Raw genomic sequence first — 21,439 nt, forward strand, 5'->3', positions numbered from 1 at the left:
AAAAAAAGCGCTCAAGTTGAGCGCTTTTTTTATTTATCTTTCTTTATCACCGTTCCTTTTATTCGTAATGGAATTACACCATTAGGTTTATTTGTTGCATTAGTTTCAACCGTTATTGTTTTACTAATCGGGCCAGGATTCATATTATATTTTACAATAATTTTATCACTTTTTCCAGGTAATATGGGTTCAGCAGGTTTTGTAGGAACTGTACAACCACAACTTGATTTTACATCTTTAATAATTAGAGGCGCATCACCAGTATTTGTAAAAACAAACTCGCGAACACCATCATCTTCTCCTTTAACAACTTCACCATAATTAATGGTTTCGGTTTTAAACTCAATTTTCGGGCCATCTTGAGCAAATGCAAAGAATCCAACTAAAAATATAAAAACACTAAGTAATTTTTTCATCATTTTTAAAATTAATAGGTTATCGTAAAAATATATACTTTAAATACGTTTAACAAGCAATTTAACTTTTTTTATTTTGGCATATATCGTTACTTTTGCATAAAATTTACAAAAAGTGTACCAAAATAGTTTTTCGCAGCGAGTCTGCAGTTTGTATTTGTAAACCTTATTCCCGCTATCACTTGCACACGGTGCTTGTTCTATCGGGGCTAAGCGGTAAACTATTTAACTTTTGTAAACAAATTAATAATATTTTAGAATTTAGAGTTTAAAACATCTAACATCTAATATCTAACATCTAACATAAAATGATTCCAGCTCAATTTGATGCCAAACAAGTAGAAAAGAAATGGTACGACTATTGGATGAAAAACAAGTATTTCCATTCAACGCCCGACCATAGAACACCATATACAATTGTAATTCCGCCACCAAACGTAACAGGAGTGTTACACATGGGACACATGTTAAACAATACTATTCAAGATGTATTAATTCGTCGTGCGCGTTTAAAAGGATTCAACGCTTGTTGGGTTCCGGGAACGGATCACGCTTCGATTGCAACTGAAGCAAAAGTTGTAGCTAAATTAAAATCGGAAGGAATAAATAAATCCGATTTATCTCGTGAAGAGTTTTTAAAACACGCTTTCGATTGGACTGAAAAATATGGTGGAACTATCTTAGAGCAATTAAAACAATTAGGTTGTTCTTGCGATTGGGACAGAACCAAGTTTACTATGGACGAAGACATGAGTGCTTCAGTAATCAAATCGTTTGTTGATTTATACAACAAAGGCATGATTTATCGCGGTTACCGTATGGTAAACTGGGATCCAGAAGCAAAAACAACGTTGTCTGATGAAGAAGTTATTTACGAAGAAAGACAAGGAAAATTATACCACTTAAAATACCAAATTGAAGGAAGTAATGAGTTTGTAACGATTGCTACCACTCGTCCTGAAACTATTTTAGGTGACACTGCAATTTGTATTCATCCTGAAGACGAACGTTATTTCCATTTAAAAGGTAAAAAAGCCATTGTTCCTATTTGTAACCGAGTAATTCCTATTATTTTCGATGAATATGTTGATATGGAATTTGGTACAGGATGTTTAAAAGTTACGCCTGCTCACGATGTGAATGATAAAACGTTAGGAGATAAACACGGTTTAGAAATCATCGATATTTTCAACGAAGACGCTACTTTAAATTCGTTTGGTTTACATTACGAAGGTAAAGACCGTTTTGATGTTCGTAAGGAAATCGAGAAAGAATTAGAAACTATTGACGCTTTAGCAAAAGTAGAAACGCACGTAAATAACGTTGGAACTTCTGAAAGAACAAAAGCGGTAATCGAACCAAGATTATCGGATCAATGGTTCTTGAAAATGGACGAGTTGGTAAAACCAGCTATCAAAGCGGTTTTAGAGTCGGATGACATTAAATTACATCCATCTCGTTTTAATAATACGTATGCGCATTGGTTAAACAATATCCGCGATTGGAATATTTCGCGTCAGTTATGGTGGGGACAACAAATTCCGGCTTATTATTATGGCGATGGAAAAGAAGATTTCGTAGTTGCTGAGAATATTGAAGATGCTTTAGCATTAGCAAAAGAAAAAACTGGAAACTCAGCACTGTCAGCTGAACACTTGCGTCAGGACCCTGATGCGCTTGATACATGGTTCTCCTCTTGGTTATGGCCAATATCGGTTTTTGGTGGAATGATGGATCCTGAAAATGAGGAATTCAAATATTACTATCCTACAAATGATTTAGTTACAGGACCAGATATTTTATTCTTCTGGGTGGCGCGTATGATTATTGCAGGTTATGAATACACAGGAGAAAAACCATTTTCAAATGTATACTTAACAGGTTTAGTGCGTGATAAACAAGGACGTAAAATGTCTAAATCGTTAGGAAATTCACCAGAACCACTTGGTTTAATTGAAAAATTTGGAGCTGATGGTGTTCGAGTAGGATTATTATTAAGTGCTTCTGCAGGAAACGATATCTTATTTGATGAAGAATTATGTAATCAAGGAAAAGGATTCTCTAATAAAATTTGGAATGCTTTCCGTTTGATTAAAGGTTGGGAAGTTGCTAACATTGCACAACCAGAATCTTCAAAAGTAGCAATCGAATGGTACGAAGCTAAGCTTCAAAAGACTTTAGCTGAAATTGAAGACAACTTCGAGAAATATAGAATTTCTGATGCGTTAATGGCCATTTATAAATTGGTTTGGGACGATTTCTGTTCGTGGTTCTTAGAAATGATTAAACCGGGTTACCAACAACCAATTGATAGAACAACTTTCGATAAAGCTATCGAAATGTTAGAAGCAAATTTGAAGTTGTTGCATCCGTTTATGCCATTCTTAACAGAGGAAATTTGGCAACATATTGCAGAAAGAACTCCGGAAGAAGCTTTAATTGTTGCTTCTTGGCCAGAAATGAAATCTTTTGATGAAAAATTAATTGCTGATTTCGATTTTGCTACCGAAGTTATTTCTGGAATTAGAACGATTCGAAAAGATAAAAACATTTCGTTCAAAGAAACTATTGAATTGAAAGTGGTGAACAATGAAAAAGCTTCAACGCATTTCGATTCAGTGATTATGAAATTAGGTAACGTAGTAGATTTAGTTTATGTTGATGAAAAAGTAAACGGCGCGTTATCGTATCGTGTAAAATCGAATGAATATTTTATTCCAGTAGGAGGAAATGTTGATTTAGATGCTGAAATCGCTAAATTAGAAGAAGAATTAAAATACACACAAGGATTCTTACGCTCAGTGCAAGGGAAACTTTCAAATGAAAAATTTGTTAGCGGAGCACCAGAGCAAGTAATTGCAAACGAACGCAAAAAAGAAGCCGATGCTTTAGCGAAAATTGCCACTTTAGAACAAAGTTTAGCAAGTTTAAAATAGTATTTTAATAAGTATTAAAAAAAATCCCGATTTTAATTCGGGATTTTTTGTTTTAATATTGTGAGTAGCCATTGTTAAAGGTAATTTCTATTTGATAATCAAATAATCAACAAGTAATAAAAATAAAATTGATCCTGAGATTATATAATGACTCAAACTGAGTTCATGATTTTTTCTAAGTTGAATAAATAGAAAAATCGAGAAAGTAATCGACGCTATTAATAATACTATAACTCCAAAGAGTAAGTAAAAATTGTCGATTTGATTTTTCGAAATTGTATTGAAGAGAACAATCGAAAGCGTCAAAGTATATATCAACCAAGAAATGATACCAAGCAACCAGCCATAAATATTTCGCTTCAATATTAGAACTGCAGCGGCGAATGCTAAGGATGAAACAACGAAACTGAAATGATAGTTTTTAACTAGTTTCCAGTAAGAGACATTATCACCTAACATTTTTTTTAGTTCAACTATATAATGGTATAGAGTAGTAGTTATTATGCAAAATACTGCCACTGAAAACAGAAGTTGAAAAATAGCTAGAATCTTTTCAGTTTTACTAATACTATTCATTTGAAGATGATGTTCATGAAAATTTCTTTAACGTTGTGTGACTAAAGAAAGTGACGTAAGCCACAACTAAGCCAAACCAAAAATAGACAAAATTTAGAAAATTAGTAGCCTCGAGCACAAACTGCGAACTGATGAAACAATTTTCGGAATATTCCTGATCTAGCCGTTACTTGTAATCGCTGTTGTAGGTTGTTTATTTTAATCCTTGTTGTGTCAATTTTCCTAAAATATAGGTCTCGCCAGAATCAAATCCACAGCCAATGTAAATTTCATTTGAAGACTTGATTATATTTTCTTTATAAGTTTCTATATTTTCTAAAATTATTAAGTTTAAAATACCATTGTATATTAAAACTTCTAATTCACCGTTTAGTTCAACATTTGAAGATTTTATTATTTCAAAATAACTTGGAATCATATACATTTTTGGGAGATAAATAGGTTCAACATTCCAATCTTCAGAATCTTCCATTGGTGATATTATTGAACCGCTTAAATAAATTGTAATGTATTCTTTGTTATTATCAATAGATGTAAAAATCCCAAAATAAAGACCTTTAATATCATTGGGTAAATAATTTTCTTTAAGAACTTTTTTGGTAAAACTATTAAATTCATTAATAAGTTTTTCAAGTTCAGATTCTGTTATCAGGTTTTTATTATCAAAATTTAAGAGTTTTTTTATTTCATTTATTCCATTCTGTATAGAAACTTTGTTTTTAATTTGTTTTTTTAACAAACTATCAACTAATTCCCATTCAATCTCTCTATTTTCTATTAGGATTTTTCTAGTTTGATTTTGGCTGTTGGAAATAAGTCCAAACAACGAACAGATAAGTATTAATATTTTTTTCACGATTTATTTTTAAATTACCTACAACCATTGTTGTAGTGCGTTATTTTTCTAAATTATTTACGATTTCAACAAATTCTTCATAGCTGTCCGCTGGTGGATTTTCATACTGAACATATCCAAGATTTGTGTCAAAATATTTTTTCATTTCAATCAGACATTGGTCTTCGTTTTCAGTATTCAAATTTCCACTCATTTCAGCATTTCTTGAAATTCCGAAAATCATTGTTCCATCTTCATTGTAAAAAATCATTCCGTGTTTATTCAAGTTTTTCTCGTCAGTATTTCTCCAATAAATTCTATTTGGGTAATTTTCATTTTTCTCAAGAAAAGACATTAACTCATCAGTATTTTCAAATTCGTGAGTCGGATTATCAGAGTATTCAGGAATCAAATATTCACTCGAACTTTCTTTTCTGTTTGGTAGAAAATGATTCAAAAAATCATCTGCTAATTTTTTCGACCGAGTCTTTTTAATCACGTATATGTCGGCTAAATATCCCATTTTGTTTTAATGCACTACAACCTGTTTATATGAGCTATAAACTAACGTTTTCAAATATATTAAAAAATTGTGTAAATTATAAAACACCACATTAGTTTCAATGAAATTTTATAAACAAAAAAATCCCAAGCTAATGCTCGGGATTTTTTTATTGAATTGGTATCATCATACTACCCGCTAATTCTTCCGCTCTCATTTCTATTTCTTTTTGGACTTCTTTTATTTGTCGTTCATATTCTTTCCTACAAGCTGAACCTGATTGGTGTGGCGGACATTTTTTGCGTTTTTCTCTGAGCATCGAAATTTCGTTTTGTTTGTCTTTCAACCAACTTACAATATTATCCACTCGGTTTTGACCACTTGGTAAATGGTAATCCATTTTAATGACTTTATAATCATTGGTGTTAATTCCCCATTTGTCAATAGTTTGTAAATCAATTAATTTTAAAACATTGTTATCGATTTCGGTTACGGCTAAAAATTGTTGTTTTTTCTCTAACACATTTTTAAAGATTCCAACACCAAATCCCATAATAGGAACTGCAGTAGGAATTTGTGCTTCTTGCTTGGCAAACCAAAAGGTAATGGTTTTTTCTACGCCTTTTTCGTTAATAAATTTACCCGTATACGGTTCTAAATTGTTATTGTTATACGTATAATTAGAATTTGCTTTGGTAGAATTTAAAACTTCTAAATTTTTCAAATGTGTTTCAGTAATTACTTCCGAAAAGTTCATTCCTGAAGGCGCTTCAATACATATTTTTCCTTGTTGTGAATTGGTTACATACACTAACCAATCGCCTTTTGCATTTCGAATTAAAAAATCAATTTTGTATTGCTGTAAATACGGATTATTTTTTAGAGGTAGAAACAAAGGATTATTCGTAATATCAACCCCATGAACATACATTGAGTTGTCATTACTATTCACTTTATATCGGAATGTTCCCGAATGTTCGCCTAATTTTGAGAATTGCTCAATTTCATAATTAAACTTAAAGATTCCGTTTACTTGTAAAGGATTCGCTTGAATACTTGGTTTTAAATCAATGTATTTCGAATCGTCAAAAGGAGTTCCTTGATCTAAAATGGGAATATCTTGCGGTTTTCCAGCAAAATGCCAAGAAACTTTCATTTCGTGTTGTAAATGAAGGGGCACATCATTATTTAAATTCACATCAAACGGATTAGGAATAACTCCTGTAACCATTCCTAATGCGGTTACAGAAGCCAATCCAATCGCTATTTTTACGCCTAGTTTCATGTGTTACTATTTTAAAGTTTGAAATTCTACGCGTCTATTTTGTGCTTTTCCTTCAGCAGAAGTATTATCGGCAACAGGTTCGTTTTCACCTCTTCCTTGATACATAAAACGCGATTTGTTTAAACCTTTACTATCAATAAAATAATTCATTACCGCTGCTGCTCTCGATTTTGAAAGCGTCATGTTTTTAACAGCATCGCCATCACTATCGGTATGTCCAATAATGTTTAATCGGATAGTGATGTCGTCTTGTAATACTTTAGCCATTTTATCTAAAAACGCATACGATTCTTTTTTTAGTTTATCTGAACCTGAATCGAATAGAATTTTAGTTGTTGAAAATCCACCTTTTAATAACATCGAACGAATGTCTTCTCCTTCTTCCGTAATTTTTACATTTGATATAGCCACAATGTGTTTTTCTTTTGGATCGGTTCCTTTTAAGTAAAATTGAATATAATTTCCAAAGTTGTTACTCAAAAACGAAGGTAAATCGATAGCTTTTTCGTTATCTATATAAACGCGTAATCTTGTTTTGTTTACCACAATTGTAAAATGCGTAGTTGTATTGAATTTTTCTTGCATTTTAAACGGAATGTTGTTGTCGATTTTTCCGTTTGTTTTACCCCAATTTTGAACATTTATTTGATTGCAAATGTTGGAGCCTTTCCACAATGAAAATCCAAATTTCCCACCATTTTTAGGTTTACTTAGCGTAGATTCATTAGAAAAGATCAATCCGAAATTGGAACCCGAAAGTCCTTTGTAGTCTAAGTTTTCAGTAACTAAATCAAATTCTAATGCATAATTTTCTGGTAATTTAGAAGTTTTAGCGATGTAAGTTCCACTTGGATTCAATTTGAAGGCTTTTTCGCCATTTACTTTTATGATTTCTCCACCCGAATTAGTATTCCAATTTACAGGAAAATCACCGTAAGCATCCTGTTTGAAATTATCAGAAAATAGCACTTGTCCATTAGGGAAAAAACTGCTTCCAGTTACAATTTCATTTCCAGAATTACTTGTTGAACCTTCTTCATTTGATTTCTTTTTTGAAGATTTTTTCTCTTTTTTAGTAGACTTTTCCTCAAAAACTTCGTCTAAAGCTTCATCTGTTTTCTTTTCGGTTTCTTTTTCTACACGTTTTTCAACGGTGCGTTCAGCTGCTCTTTCAGCTTTCTTTTTTAGTTTATCTAATAGTTGCGCTTGTGAAAAACTGAAACTTAATAAAGCGATGATGGTAAATAGATATTTTGTTTTCATGTTATCAGATTTTAATAATGAATTAGTTTAAAGTTGATTTCTTAATAAGAGATTTCTTGATAGGTTACATTTTTAATCATAGACGGATTAACGTCGGTATTATAGCGTATTTCACTAGTGATTAAATTATTATTAGCATCGTAGCTATTATTGTAATGATGCTCAATTATGTCGGATGAAATTAGATCTTCATAACGCGTCATGGTAATTGGTTTTTGACTCAGGAAAAATAAATCTTGATAGAAGTTTTCTGCAAAATATGAATCCATAATCGCTAAAACAGGTTGTGAATTCATAAAATAATTGAAAGCTTTTCCATCTTCATAAGTAACTTCAAAAGCAGTAGTACTAGAAAAATAATAATATTCTAAATTATTACCTGAATCAAACTTCCATGTGTAAGGGAAATTATATTTATAAGTATTGGTAACGCTATTATAATCGATGTTATACTCGGTATTTCCACTAGTTGAAACGGCAATTATTTTGGATAAAAATCCGTTGGTGTATTCTGCCTGATAATTGCGATCATCACCTGTAGAAGGTTCTTCAATTCTTAGATTTGTAAGTTGGTTTTGCGAATTATAATTACAGGTATAAATAATTTGCGAATTATTTGAAAATGTTCTTGTTACTGTTTCAATTAAAAGCTGATTGTTATAGGTAATGTCTAATGTTTGATAAGATGCCGTTGCGGTTGGAAATTCAATTTCAACTTGTGTTGGAAGTAGCATCGTTTTTTTGTCATCGTCTTTACTACAACTCATCATCAAAATACTTATAAATAAAAGGCTGGATTTTAGAATATAATTTTTCATGATTTTATAAATTTCTTGATTGATAGGTAATATCTATTTGGCTTCCGCCTCCAACAAAATTGTAGATAACAGAAGTTATATTTCCGTTGGTATCTCTATTGTTTACTACATCAAAATCTTGAACTCCAAAAGCAAAATGATTGATTTGTTTTTGACTGAAGAAATAAAACAAATGACCATTATTAAATAACGCTAAATCAAATTGTAAAGCAATTTGAGGAGAGACATGTTCAAAAATTCCCTTTTCAGTTCCATCAAGAGTTATAGTTAAATCAGAAGTATAAAAAGTACTAGAATAAACAGTGGCGTTATTTGTATTATCCAATTGAACAGAACTGGTGTCACCGCCATCTACAATACTGTAAGTATTTGTTGTTGCATTATAATTTATTGTAAAAGTTTCAGTTGAACCATCAGTTTCATCAGTAATTGATGTTAATATACCGCTAGAATTGTAGCTAAATGTTCGTACATCTGGTCCAGATAAAAAGCCTGAATTAGTAACACTTGTAATTCTACCATTTGTATATGAATATTCCTTTGTTTTAGTACCTTGATTGTCAACTAAAACGATTTGAGATATTAAATTGTCATTATTGTAGCTAAAAGTTATAGTTTTATCATTTACACTATTATTGTAATCTGTAAACTCAATGTTTGTTGGAAAATTACCTTTTTTATTATCATCATTGCTACATGAAAAAAGTAATGTAAGAATACACAATGTAAGAAGAGATTTGATTGTTTTCATAATTGTCATTTTTTAAATTTTGTTTTTTTAATGATTTTGTTTTTGTGAATAATGTTTAGTTCATAATCGCCTTTTTTAAGGTGATTAATGTTGAGTAAAATTTTTTGCGAAGGATGTTGCTCCAAATGTGTCTCATAATTAAATTTCTTTTTCGCAGGCATTTTATTTCATTTTGTTGAGACAAAGTTATTCGCGAACACAAGAAAGCAGTAGGAGAGATGTAACCATTATATGGAAATATGTAACATCAATAAAAAAGCCTCTAAAATAGAGGCTTTGAGAAGTTTTTTAAAAAGTAAAATGTTACTTTTTTTGATAATCGGAAGGCGATACATGATACATTTCTTTAAAACATTTAGAGAAATATCCCACATCATTAAACCCGACATTATACGCAATTTCCGACACGCTTAGTTTTTCATTTTTCAACAAATCAGCTGCCATTTTTAAACGCTCGTTTCTTATGAATTCTGTTGCAGAAACTCCAAATAGTGATTTTAATTTTCGATGCAATTGCATACGACTTATATGCATTTCTTCAGCAAAAGTTTCTGCATTAAATTCCGAATTAGGAATTGCCGTTTCTAAAACTGTTTCTAATTTGGTAATGAATTTTTCATCAACGGAATTAATAACAACTTCTGTTGGTTTTAAAATTAATTCCTGACTATAGCGCTCTTGTAGTTTTTTACGTTCTTGAATTTGTTGGGAAACCGTTGCTTTTAAAACCTCATGATTAAATGGTTTGGTTAAAAAGGCATCTGCTGTATTTTGTAAGGCTTTTAAATGCGCCTCTTCTGAAGTCTTAGCGGTTACTAATATCACAGGAATAAACGATGTTAATTCGTTAGACTTTATTTGCTTGGTAAACTCAAATCCATCCATTTCTGGCATCATTACATCCGAGATAATACAATCGGGAATTTCTTTTTGAGCTAATTTCAAGGCTTCTTTTCCGTTAGACGCTTCTAAAATTTGATAATTGGATGAAAAAATATCCTTTATTACTTCTCGAATTGAAGCATTATCATCGACTAAAAGTAAAATTGGTAATTCAGTATTTGAAGTAACTTCAATTGGAGTAGAAGTTTCAGAAATTACTTCAATATTTTCATTAATTACAATAGCATTTGTGATGTCTTTTTTCAAAGGTATTTCAACCGTAAAACTAATTTGTTGGTTGTTAAAATTGGTTTTAATAGTGCCATTATACAATTCAACTAAGTCTTTAACCAATGCTAAACCAATTCCAAAGCCAGAAATTGCATTATCTTTTTGGTAAAAACGCTCGAATAGTTTTTTGTAATCTGCTTCTTTTAATTGGTTATTGAAATTTCGAACTTGTATAATTAAATTTTGATTTTCTTTTTTGGTAACAAAGTCAATAGGTTTGCCTTCTTCATTGTATTTGAAAGCATTATCTAAAAGATTAGTTGTAATTTTTGTAATGATATCTTTGTCGAAATGAGATTCAAAATCTAAATTTTCAATTGTAGAAGTAAATTCTTGGTTTTCGTCTTTTGCTTTGAAAGAAAAAGGTTCAACTATCGAATGAAAGAAATGTTGAAGATTTCCTTTTTTTAAGATAATTTGAAGTTTTCCACTATCAATTTTAGATAATTCTAATAGTTGATCAACTAGTTCCAACATTCGATTCGCACTGTTGTCAATTAATTGAAGTTGTTTATTTTGTTCTTCGTTTGAAATATTGTTTTGTAATTGTTGAACTGGACTTTTAATTAACGTTAGAGGCGTTCTAAATTCGTGGGAAATATTAGCAAAAAAGCGCGATTTAAGTTCGTTTAATTCGTTTAGTTTTTGAGCGGTTTTTATTTTATTACGATAACCTAAAAATAAGAATAATCCGCTGACTAATAATAGAACAGCAATGGCGATGTAAATGTATTTTTGCTTTTCAGAAAGTTCGTTTTTCGTTTTTAAAAGTTCAATTTCTTGTTCTTTTTTTTCGGTTTGATATTTGATTTCTAAATCGCTAAAAAGTTGGTTGTTCGTTTTTTGTTCTAAACTATCTCTATAGGTAACATAATTTTCAAGTGCTTGATATGCTAAATCATTCTCATTTCTTGACTTGTAAATATCTGATAGATAGTAGTATGAATTTGAAATTATACTGTAATCAATGTTTTTTTCATTCTTTAAAATTTGAATTACTGCGTTATAATTTTTAATTGCTTCTTCATATTTTTTAATTTCATATAAAAAACTTGCGTAAGCCCAATAAGCTCTTATTAAAGCATTGTTATCATTAAATGTTTTACTTTTTTCAATAAATTCTTTGTAATATTTGGTAGCTAAATCATTTCGATTTATTTTTCGATATAAAGAAGCGTAAGCCCAATAAGTATCACTAAATTCTTTTACTATTTTATTTTCAAAGAAATATTTATTAGCATCGTCATAAAATTTTAAAGCGGTTTCTATTTCAGGATTTTCGCTTTCTACAAAAGTAGAACCATAGTAAAGTCCAGATACATGCATTTCAGTTAATGAGTTAGATGATTTTGCTAATTCATAAGCTTTTTTAAAGTAATCTTTAGCTTTACCATATTTTTTATTGTTGGCAGGATTATATCCTCTTAACATCATTAAGCCTATGTTTTGCATTGCTCTTATTTGTACATCATTTATAAATTTATTGGCTTCGCTAATTGAGTCAATATAAAAGTATTTTGCAATGGCCTTGTCGTCCTCGTATTTAGAATAATGAATGTTTGCTAAAATATTATTAGCTTCAAGAAAGTTTGTAATTTCTTCTTTTGTGGCGTAATTCTTTTTAATTATTTCTTCAATCAAAGAGATTGATTGGTCAAACATTTTTAGTTTGTAGTAAACTTTAGCTTTGTAAACTTTAGCTTTATCTTGAGCAGTGGATTCATTTTTCTGTTTGGCAAATGTAAAGAGTTTATCCGCTGAAATTAGCGCTAAATCATATTTCATTTCATTGAATGAAGACTCAAAATTTTGGCTATAAATATCAATTGAATCATTTTGAATTTGAGCAATTGAAAATGTACTGAAACAGAAAATTAAAAAGACTGCTAATCTCATAAAATTAAATTTATAACAATACTACAATTATTCTTTTATAATTTAACAAAACAATGTAACATTTTAGGGTTACAATATTTAAAAAAAAATCCCGAGTATATCTCGGGATTTTGAATTATTAATGTGCTTTTATTTTTTCCTTTTCGGTTGTAAGCTGTCTTTTCATTTTATGTAAGGCGTCATAAAATGCTTTTTCGGGAGTATCACCATTTGAAGTAACAGCAATTGGATTTTTTTTCTCAATTCGAGCTTCAATTACACATCTTTTATCATTTTTTCCACCTTTATCTCCATTTTCGTCTTCTAAATGGACTTCAATTCGTGTTACTAATTCATCGAAACGAGCTAAATCTTTTCTAATTTCTTCCTCAAAAAAATCATTCATTCTTTTGTGGCCTTCAATATTCTTGTCTGTATTAATTTGAACTAGCATAATTTTTTAGTTTTTTAATTATACTTAAAGTTACGAAATTTCTTTCAAATTTGTGTAATGAATAATACAAAGTATTGTTAAAAATTTTCTATATTTTTTCTTGTAGCGCCTGAATTTCGTCTCGCAATTTTGCAGCTTGCATAAAGTCTAAATCTTTTGCTGCTTTTTCCATGGCTTTACGTTTTTCGCGAATTTTCTTTTCTATTTCTGGTTTAGACAAATATTCACTTTCAGGTTCTGCCGCTTTTAAAACTTGGTTTTCATAATATTGTGTCGATACAGAATTACCTCTTAATGCATTTCCTAAACTTTTATTCAAAGCTTTCGGAACCAAATTATTTTCTTTATTATAATTAATTTGCTTCTCACGACGATAATTGGTTTCGTCAATCGTTCGTTGCATAGAATTGGTAATTTTATCAGCATACATAATGGCTTTTCCATTTACGTTTCGAGCCGCACGACCAACGGTTTGCGTTAACGAGCGTTGACTACGTAAAAAACCTTCTTTGTCGGCATCGATAATAGCTACTAATGAAACTTCGGGTAAATCTAAACCTTCACGTAATAAATTAACTCCGATTAAAACATCGAATAAACCTTTACGTAAATCTTGCATAATTTCAACGCGTTCCAAAGTGTCAATATCACTATGAACGTAGCGACAACGAATAGCAACTTTGGTTAAATATTTCGCTAATTCTTCCGCCATTCTTTTTGTTAAAGTAGTAACCAGCACACGTTCGTCAACTTCAACTCTTTGTTGAATTTCTTCAATTAAATCATCAATTTGGTTTAAACTAGGACGTACTTCTATAATTGGATCAAGTAAACCTGTTGGGCGAATTACTTGTTCTACATAAATACCTTCCGTTTTCTTTAATTCATAATCAGCAGGAGTTGCCGAAACATAAATTACCTGATTTTGTAAGCTTTCAAATTCTTCAAACTTCAATGGTCGGTTGTCCATAGCAGCTGGTAATCGGAAACCATATTCTACTAAGTTCTCTTTTCTACTTCTATCGCCTCCATACATCGCATGAACTTGGGAAATAGTAACGTGACTTTCATCCACAACCATTAAATAATCATCTGGAAAATAATCTAACAAACAGAAAGGTCGAGTTCCTGGCGCTCTTCCGTCTAAATAACGTGAATAGTTTTCAATTCCAGAACAGTAGCCTAATTCGCGAATCATTTCCAAATCGAAATTGGTTCGTTCCTCTAATCGTTTTGCTTCGAGATGTTTGCCGATTTCTTTGAAATAATCTACTTGTTTGACCATGTCTTGCTGTATTTCCCAAATTGCCTTTTGAAGAACATCTGGAGAAGTCACAAACATATTCGCTGGATAAATGTTTAGTTTCTCATAGCGTTCCAAAACCTGAGAAGTTTTGGCATCAAAAGCTTCAATTTCTTCAATTTCATCACCAAAAAAGTGAATTCGGAAAGGTTCATCAGCATAGCTTGGGAAAATTTCTACAGTATCTCCTTTAATTCTGAAAGTTCCCGGAGTGAATTCGGCTTCCGTTCGCGCATACAAACTCTGAACCAAACGATGTAATAATTTGGTACGCGAAATTTCCTGACCATTATCTAATGAAATGACATTTTTTTGAAACTCCACTGGATTTCCTATACCATACAAACACGAAACGGAAGCAACTACTAAAACATCTCTTCGACCCGAAAGTAGAGCAGAAGTAGTGCTCAACCTCATTTTTTCTAATTCATCATTAATTGATAAATCTTTTTCAATATAGGTTCCTGTAACAGGAATATACGCTTCGGGTTGGTAATAGTCGTAATAGGATACAAAATATTCAACCGCATTATTTGGAAAAAACTGTTTAAATTCTGAATACAATTGGGCTGCTAGTGTTTTGTTGTGTGCCAAAACTAGTGTAGGGCGTTGTACTTCTTGAATAACATTTGCAACAGTAAACGTTTTACCAGAACCCGTTACACCTAGAAGGGTTTGGTACTTTTCCTCATTTAAAATTCCTTCTGATAGTTTTTTAATAGCTTGAGGCTGATCTCCAGTTGGACTGTATTCGGATACGACTTGAAATTTCATTTAGAATTGTTGCAAATTTTAGAAGCAATAAAGTTACAAAGTTTATTACGAATTGTAATTAAATTTCCAATAGATTTGGCATTGTTATTGTTTGTCTGTTCAAAACTTTATGTCATGAAAACTTTTATTTTAAATTTATTTTTCTTTTTCTCAATTACTATTTACTCACAAGAGTTTGTTGGAGAGTACTCTTATAAAAGTGAACCAGTAAATGCCGGACCTATTATTTATAACTTAAAATTAAACGAAGATTTTAGATACGAAATCAACATTCATAGAAGAATTAACCGAGAATTAGGACCAGATGAATATTTTAAGGGAGTAGGAACTTGGAAACAAGTAAATAATAAAATTATTTTTTATCCTGAATTATGTGGTGAAAAGAATGAGATTGATATGACAAGTGTAACTGCTCGGTTTGATATTAAGAAAAAGGATGAATTGTTATTTTATTCAAAAAGAAAGATGAGTTGGGGATTAAATGTTGGTATGAAGAAAGGGTAAAAAGTTATATTTTTAGGGTATATCAAATAAAATTTTATATTTGTAACACCCACAATCTAAACTTAACCAAAATGAAGAAAATTACTCTTTTCGTATTATTTTTAAGTTGTAACTTATTTTCACAGAGTTTTATTCAATCGTATGCTGATGTTGCAAATCAAACTTCTCAAGCAAATATTACAGCGCATTTAACGGAATTTGAAAACCTTGGAGTAAAAAGGAGAGGTACTCAACCATTGGAAGATACATACAACTGGTTAAGAAATGAGTATTTAAGTTACGGATATGTAGCAGGTCAATTACAAGAAGATACTTATTTAAATGCTGGTTTTACATGTAAAAATTTAATTGTTACAAAAGTAGGTTCAGTTTATCCAAACTCTTATGTTATTATTTGTGGTCATTATGATACAATTGTTGGAACAGGAACTAACGACAACGGTAGTGGAACAGTTTCAATACTTGAAGTAGCACGATTATTACAAAATATTGATACAGAATATTCTATAAAATTCATTCACTTCAGTGGTGAAGAAGATGGCTTAGTTGGAAGTAATCATTATGTGAATAATGTTGTAAATGCTACAACTCCTAAAATGGATATAAAGCTAGTTTTTAATTTGGATGAAGTAGGAGGAATAGCTGGAGTTACCAACAATACTATTACTTGTGAGAGAGATACAGGTTCTCCAACTTCAAATAATGCAGCTTCAAATACGATTACTAATGAATTAATTACTTGTGTTGGTTTGTATTCGCCTTTGAATACAAGTTTATCATATGCGTATGCTTCTGATTACATGCCTTTTGAAGACAATAATGAAGTAATTACAGGATTTTATGAAACTAACGAATCTTCTCATCCGCACTCATCGACGGATTTATTAGTAAATATGGATCCAGTCTACAATTATAATGTAGCAAAAGCTGCCGTAGGAGCAATGTTACATTTTGCAATTGCAACTACAAGTTTATCTAATTCAAGTTTTGACAATGATTTTAATATTAGTTTTTTTCCTAATCCAACTCAAGATTATTTAAGTATTAATTTTGGGGAGTTTACTGGAAAAAACACTAAAGTTTCGATTTATGATATTAATGGTAAACAAGTTGAATTCAAACATTATTCGTCGCCTAAAATAATTGAAGTTTTAGATTTTTGCCAATTTGAAAAAGGTATTTATTTGGTTCAAATGGAATCTGATGGTAAAGAAATTTCAAGAAAAATTGTAAAAAATTAATCCCAACATTCCATTAAGAGTAAATCGCCTTCTTGATGTTTAATTACAACAATGCCATCTTCAGCAACATGATTGCTACTACTTGTTCGGTAACCTAAAGTTAAATTGTCATCTTGAAGTGGGTAAAATAAATTTTGTGAATGAACCCCAGATACATTCCCAATAGGAATAAGAGATATTTTAGTGTCTTTTGGATACCATTTTTCGAAACGATTGGGTAATAAAAATATTTTAGAATGATCGTCTAGAATTACAATTTTTAAATCATTTCGAAATCGTACAATGTTGGTAATATTTGTTATGGTGTGGTCGGCTCTTTTACCTGTTGCCCAAATAATATTTACGGCTTTATGGCCTCTTTCAATTAGAAAATCTAATGCTTTTTCTAAATCGGTTTTGTTTTGATCTGGAGTATAAACAATTTCAAGTGGAAATTGTTTTTCTAAATATACCTCAGGATTGAAATCTCTATCAAAATCACCTAAAATAACATCCACCTTAATATCCAATTCTAAAACCCGTTCAATTGCGGAATCTAAGACAACCACAAATGGAGACCATTCTAGTAATTGTCCCATTAATTCTTGGCTACATGATGCGCCGTTTGCTATGATTAAAGCTGGTTCTTGGTCGTCACGGACGATATGATGAGAAGACATTTTATGTTTAATAATTTAGAATTACGAATTTACTAATTATTATTCAACTGTATAAGTCATGGTATCTGTTTCTGATAACCTAAAAAAGCCTAGAGCGTAATTGTCAAAATTTGTTTGATTGATAATATTTCCTCTTACAGTTGCTGGAGGTGTTTGAAATGGACTTCCGCCATTTGTTGCAGCAACGCCAAGTAAAATATTCATGTAATTATAATACGTTTCAGAAATGCCATGTAATGTAAAAGTAACTTCATTTCCGGCTTCTAAATCTTCATTTGTATACAACCCAAACATTTGATTTCCTTGAAAGAACTCATCTGAAATAACATCATATTCTGGTAAAGCTGTAATTGAAGTATTGAATTGAATAAGATAAAAATTATTTTCAAAGGGAACATCGTCATAGAAAAACTTGACTTCAATTTCATCACCTGTAAAACCACCCTCGTTGTCTTGTTCTACAGAATCTATAGTTGGAGCTGCAAGTAAAGTTTCTGAAGCTGTGTACGTTTCACCATTTACAATTACAGTTAAAGTATAATTTTGATTAATTTCAGACACAAAATTTGGACAAAAATATTCTCCAGAATTAGGAATTTCCACAAAATTAAACACATCATTATTTCCATTAGTTATAAAAACGGTAGCTCCAGTTACAAAAGGAATTGTATTTTCATAAAAATCAGTCGTGGTTGTCAATTTTATAGTTTGTTCATTTCCTAATGTTCCTTTTTGCCATTTTAACGAGGCATCAATCACTAATTTTGGTTCAGCAGTTTCTAAATCAATATCTACAACATCTTCACAACTAATTAAACTTATAATTGCGAAGAAAAGAATTAAAAATGTAGTCGCTATTTTAATTATAACTTTTATCATGATTAAAATTTAAAATTATAAGTTACACTTGGAACAATCCCGAAAATTGAAAGTCGAACTGCTTCATTATTGCCAGAATCTTGGTTTTGTCTAAAGCTTATAGATGCTGCATTTCGTCTGTTATACAAATTATAAATTCCAAAAACCCATTCGCCATACCAACTGCGATTCTTATTTTTTTCTGGAATTAATGTTGCTGAAATGTCTAAACGATGATAAGTAGGCAATCTGTTTTCATTACGTAATCCATACGTAGGAACAGTTATGCCTTGGTATTGGTATTGTCCATTAGGATACGTAACAGGTTGTCCACTTTGAAGTGTAAAAATACTTCCAAAACTCCATTTTTCGTTGAGTTTGTACATTCCAGTTACAGAAAGGTTATGAAGTTTATCCCAACCTGTTTTGTACCAATTACCATTATTAATTCCTGTTTCGATTTCAGATCTTCCTTCCGTTTTTTGTTCAGAACGCGAAATAGTATAAGAAACCCAACCATTTAATTTTCCATTGTTTTTTCGGGCTAAAATTTCAAGTCCATAAGCTCGAGCTACGCCATTTAGCACAACTTGTTCAATATCGTCATTTGCAATTAAATCTGCACCATCTATATAATCTAGTCGGTTTTTAACTTTTTTATAAAAAGTCTCAACTTCTAGAGAATAATCTCCATTTTTAATATTTTGAAAATACCCTAAGGCAACTTGATCTAAAATTTGTGGTTTTAAATAATCATCACTTGGTGCCCAAACATCTAGTGGAGTAGGAGATTGTGTATTAGAAATTAGATGAAGGTATTGTGCCATTCTATTGTAACTTGCTTTTAATGAACTGTTTTCATTTAAAGTATAAGCAATTGAAAATCGTGGCTCTAAGTTTCCAAATTGTGAAATAATTTTATTTTTACCATATTGTTTTGTACCAATAGGAGTAGCTTTCTCATAGATTTGAAAGTCTTCATTAAAAACTACAGCTTTATTGTTTTCATACAGATTTATTTCTTCATTACCCAATCGGTAAAATTTGCTAAAACGAAAACCATAGTTTAAAGCGATTTTATTAGATAGCTTCTGTTCAATATCGATATATAAAGAAGGTTCGAAAGCGTATTTTTTAGCCAATTGATCTGGATTAATACCTGAAGAATCATCTGTTGGTTCTATTTTTCCAGGATTAAAGTCATAATATACTGCATTTGCTCCATAATATAGTTTTGTTTTATCATTCAAATAGTGCTTAAAATCGTACTTAATGTTGTAATTTTTAATGCCACTATTCCAATCAAATCCCACAAAATCTAAAGTCAATCCATAATAATAATCGCTGTAAATTAAGGATAGGTTAGAGAATAATTTATCAGTAAATAAATGATTCCATCGTAAGTTAAATACTGAATTACCATAAGTATTTACAAAACTTTCGTTCAAACTAAAAACATCTCTACCGAAATAACCCGATAAATATAAACTGTTATTTTCATTGAAATTGTAGCTTAGTTTAGTATTTAAATCGTAGAAGTAAGCAGAGTTTTTATTATCAGTTAATTTTAAGAATAAATGAGCATATGAACTTCTTCCGGCAAAAAGAAACGAACCTTTATCTTTTTTGATTGGCCCTTCGGCTAAAAGTCTACTTGAAATTAATCCTATTCCTCCATTCATGTGAAATTTCGAATTATTTCCGTCTTTTTGATAAATCTCTAATACTGAAGCAACTCTACCACCAAATCTTGCCGGAATTCCACCTTTATATAATTTGATATCTTTTATAGCATCGGTATTGAATACTGAAAAGAATCCAAATAAATGTGAAGTATTGAAAAGTGTGGCTTCATCTAAAAGTACCAAATTTTGATCAGCCGCACCACCACGTACGTTAAATCCCGACTGACCTTCACCCGCATTTGTAACTCCCGGAAGCGTTAAAATAGATTTTATTACATCGGTTTCTCCTAATACAACTGGCATTTGTTTTATGGATGCAGTTGTAATTTTATTTACACTCATTTCTGGCGTAGAAACTTTCACTTTGTAAGGGTTATCTGTTAGTATAACTTCTTCAAGTTCTTCAAGGTTTTCTTTTAGGACAAAATTTAACTTAATGTTTTCATTTAAATTGATTTCTGAACGAATATCAGAAAACCCTATATAGCTAACTAATAAATTGTAATTTCCTTTAGGAAGTGTTAAAGAATAAAAGCCATATTCATTTGTAGTTGTTCCAGTTTGTAATTCTGGAATTATTATGTTTACACCTATTAATGTCTCGCCAGATAAACTGTCTTTCACAACACCACTAAGAGTAAATTTATCTTGGGAAAATGAAGAATTTATGATAAAAAGTAGAATGAAAATATAAAAATGTTTTCTTTTTCTAAACATGGTATATTATTTGATATACAAAGTTGACGATTAATCTTGAATTTTGTTTCATTACATTTGTTAATCATTGGTTAATTTATAGATACTTTTGTAGTATTTATATAGATTTGTTAAAATTTGAGATGAAGATATTTACAAACATATTTTTTCTTTTTTTCATTGTTTCTTCAATCGCACAGATTGACAAGAAAAATGTTCCTCTTAAATTAAAGTTGGACAATCCATTTAAAGAAACGCCTGCTGATCAATCTAATTTACCCTCATTAGAGTTTAAAAGTATTTTTGATACCGAAAACAAACCTAATCGCTATTCAATTTTGCCAAAAACTGAAGAGAAAACTAAAAGTATATTAGATACCTCTACTGATTTTAAAAATCCAGGAGACGAAATAAAAAATAAATTAAATAATGAAATAGAAAAAGAAGGAAATTGGAATGACGTATTCTTTGGAAAATTCATTGTTAAGACTTCCTCAATAAAAATTAAGACAAGAGATTTTGCAGATCCGGATGGTGATAGAATTAGGTTCTTCTTAAATAAAGATGTTATGTATTTGAATGAATTACTTGAAGCAAATTTTAAAACCTATGTTTTGAATTTGAAAGAAGGAGATAATGCAATTGATATTATGGCACTTAATCAAGGTTTAGCAGGACCAAATACAGCGTTTTTTGCTATTTATGATGAAAATGATAATCTAATTACTTCAAATGAGTGGAATTTAAAAACAGGTGTTTCTGCAAAATTCCTCATTGAATATCGTAAACCTATGAGATAAATAAAAAAGGCTTTCAAAATGAAAGCCTTTTTTAT

Annotated in this window: 17 protein-coding genes; 4 read left to right on the forward strand and 13 right to left on the reverse strand. The window is 30.6% G+C overall.

Annotation, left to right across the window (positions count from 1 at the left end; translation table 11 throughout):
* Positions 1-29: 29 nt before the first annotated feature.
* A complete protein-coding gene (locus KK2020170_RS08200; protein WP_221260015.1) occupies positions 30-416 on the reverse strand; it encodes a DUF1573 domain-containing protein in 387 nt (128 codons plus the stop codon).
* A 308-nt stretch (positions 417-724) separates the two neighbouring features.
* Here KK2020170_RS08200 and KK2020170_RS08205 point away from each other — a divergent pair, with 308 nt between their 5' ends.
* Entirely contained in the window at positions 725-3,352 is a 2,628-nt protein-coding gene (locus KK2020170_RS08205) for a valine--tRNA ligase (RefSeq protein ID WP_221257851.1), read from the forward strand.
* Positions 3,353-4,121: 769 nt separating this feature from the next.
* On the opposite strand, the gene KK2020170_RS08210 is transcribed toward KK2020170_RS08205, so the two are convergent.
* From KK2020170_RS08210 to uvrB, 9 genes are all read right to left on the reverse strand, one after another.
* The gene (locus KK2020170_RS08210; RefSeq protein ID WP_221257852.1) at positions 4,122-4,784 is read right to left on the reverse strand and encodes a hypothetical protein; all 663 of its coding nucleotides are present in this window, start codon (positions 4,782-4,784) and stop codon (positions 4,122-4,124) included.
* Between the two features lie 40 nt (positions 4,785-4,824).
* Positions 4,825-5,286, reverse strand: a complete 462-nt coding sequence (locus tag KK2020170_RS08215; protein ID WP_221257853.1) for a hypothetical protein — start codon at positions 5,284-5,286, stop codon at positions 4,825-4,827.
* Positions 5,287-5,434: 148 nt separating this feature from the next.
* Positions 5,435-6,550, reverse strand: a complete 1,116-nt coding sequence (locus KK2020170_RS08220; RefSeq protein WP_221257854.1) for a hypothetical protein — start codon at positions 6,548-6,550, stop codon at positions 5,435-5,437.
* Between the two features lie 6 nt (positions 6,551-6,556).
* Positions 6,557-7,813, reverse strand: coding sequence for an OmpA family protein (locus tag KK2020170_RS08225; RefSeq protein ID WP_221257855.1), 1,257 nt, complete (start codon positions 7,811-7,813; stop codon positions 6,557-6,559).
* Positions 7,814-7,854: 41 nt separating this feature from the next.
* Positions 7,855-8,631: a hypothetical protein gene (locus KK2020170_RS08230; RefSeq protein WP_221257856.1), complete on the reverse strand. Its 777-nt coding sequence runs from the start codon at positions 8,629-8,631 to the stop codon at positions 7,855-7,857.
* Between the two features lie 4 nt (positions 8,632-8,635).
* A complete protein-coding gene (locus KK2020170_RS08235) occupies positions 8,636-9,382 on the reverse strand; it encodes a hypothetical protein (RefSeq protein ID WP_221257857.1) in 747 nt (248 codons plus the stop codon).
* 303 nt (positions 9,383-9,685) lie between these two features.
* A complete protein-coding gene (locus tag KK2020170_RS08240) occupies positions 9,686-12,451 on the reverse strand; it encodes a response regulator (protein WP_221257858.1) in 2,766 nt (921 codons plus the stop codon).
* Between the two features lie 118 nt (positions 12,452-12,569).
* Positions 12,570-12,884, reverse strand: coding sequence for an HPF/RaiA family ribosome-associated protein (locus KK2020170_RS08245; RefSeq protein WP_221257859.1), 315 nt, complete (start codon positions 12,882-12,884; stop codon positions 12,570-12,572).
* A gap of 88 nt (positions 12,885-12,972) precedes the next feature.
* The gene (gene uvrB, locus KK2020170_RS08250; RefSeq protein ID WP_221257860.1) at positions 12,973-14,961 is read right to left on the reverse strand and encodes an excinuclease ABC subunit UvrB; all 1,989 of its coding nucleotides are present in this window, start codon (positions 14,959-14,961) and stop codon (positions 12,973-12,975) included.
* Positions 14,962-15,075: 114 nt separating this feature from the next.
* On the opposite strand from uvrB, the gene KK2020170_RS08255 reads away from it, so the two are divergent.
* Positions 15,076-15,465 carry a hypothetical protein gene (locus KK2020170_RS08255; RefSeq protein WP_221257861.1) on the forward strand — a complete coding sequence of 130 codons (390 nt, stop codon included), beginning with the start codon at positions 15,076-15,078 and terminating at the stop codon, positions 15,463-15,465.
* A gap of 71 nt (positions 15,466-15,536) precedes the next feature.
* Positions 15,537-16,706: a M28 family peptidase gene (locus tag KK2020170_RS08260; protein WP_221257862.1), complete on the forward strand. Its 1,170-nt coding sequence runs from the start codon at positions 15,537-15,539 to the stop codon at positions 16,704-16,706.
* Here the strand turns inward: KK2020170_RS08260 and KK2020170_RS08265 are convergent.
* The 3 genes from KK2020170_RS08265 to KK2020170_RS08275 are packed head-to-tail and all read right to left on the reverse strand — an operon-like array spanning position 16,703 to position 20,625.
* Positions 16,703-17,365 (reverse strand): thiamine diphosphokinase, encoded by a 663-nt coding sequence (locus KK2020170_RS08265; protein ID WP_221257863.1) that lies wholly within the window; start codon positions 17,363-17,365, stop codon positions 16,703-16,705. The two genes, KK2020170_RS08260 and KK2020170_RS08265, sit on opposite strands and share 4 nt — an antisense overlap.
* A 39-nt stretch (positions 17,366-17,404) precedes the next feature.
* The gene (locus KK2020170_RS08270; protein ID WP_221257864.1) at positions 17,405-18,244 is read right to left on the reverse strand and encodes a DUF4249 domain-containing protein; all 840 of its coding nucleotides are present in this window, start codon (positions 18,242-18,244) and stop codon (positions 17,405-17,407) included.
* A 2-nt stretch (positions 18,245-18,246) separates the two neighbouring features.
* Positions 18,247-20,625 (reverse strand): TonB-dependent receptor, encoded by a 2,379-nt coding sequence (locus KK2020170_RS08275; RefSeq protein WP_221257865.1) that lies wholly within the window; start codon positions 20,623-20,625, stop codon positions 18,247-18,249.
* 122 nt (positions 20,626-20,747) lie between these two features.
* On the opposite strand from KK2020170_RS08275, the gene KK2020170_RS08280 reads away from it, so the two are divergent.
* Entirely contained in the window at positions 20,748-21,404 is a 657-nt protein-coding gene (locus KK2020170_RS08280) for a hypothetical protein (RefSeq protein WP_221257866.1), read from the forward strand.
* Positions 21,405-21,439: the final 35 nt, after the last annotated feature.

The sequence above is a fragment of the Flavobacterium okayamense genome (assembly GCF_019702945.1).
Classification (GTDB): Bacteria; Bacteroidota; Bacteroidia; order Flavobacteriales; family Flavobacteriaceae; genus Flavobacterium; species Flavobacterium okayamense.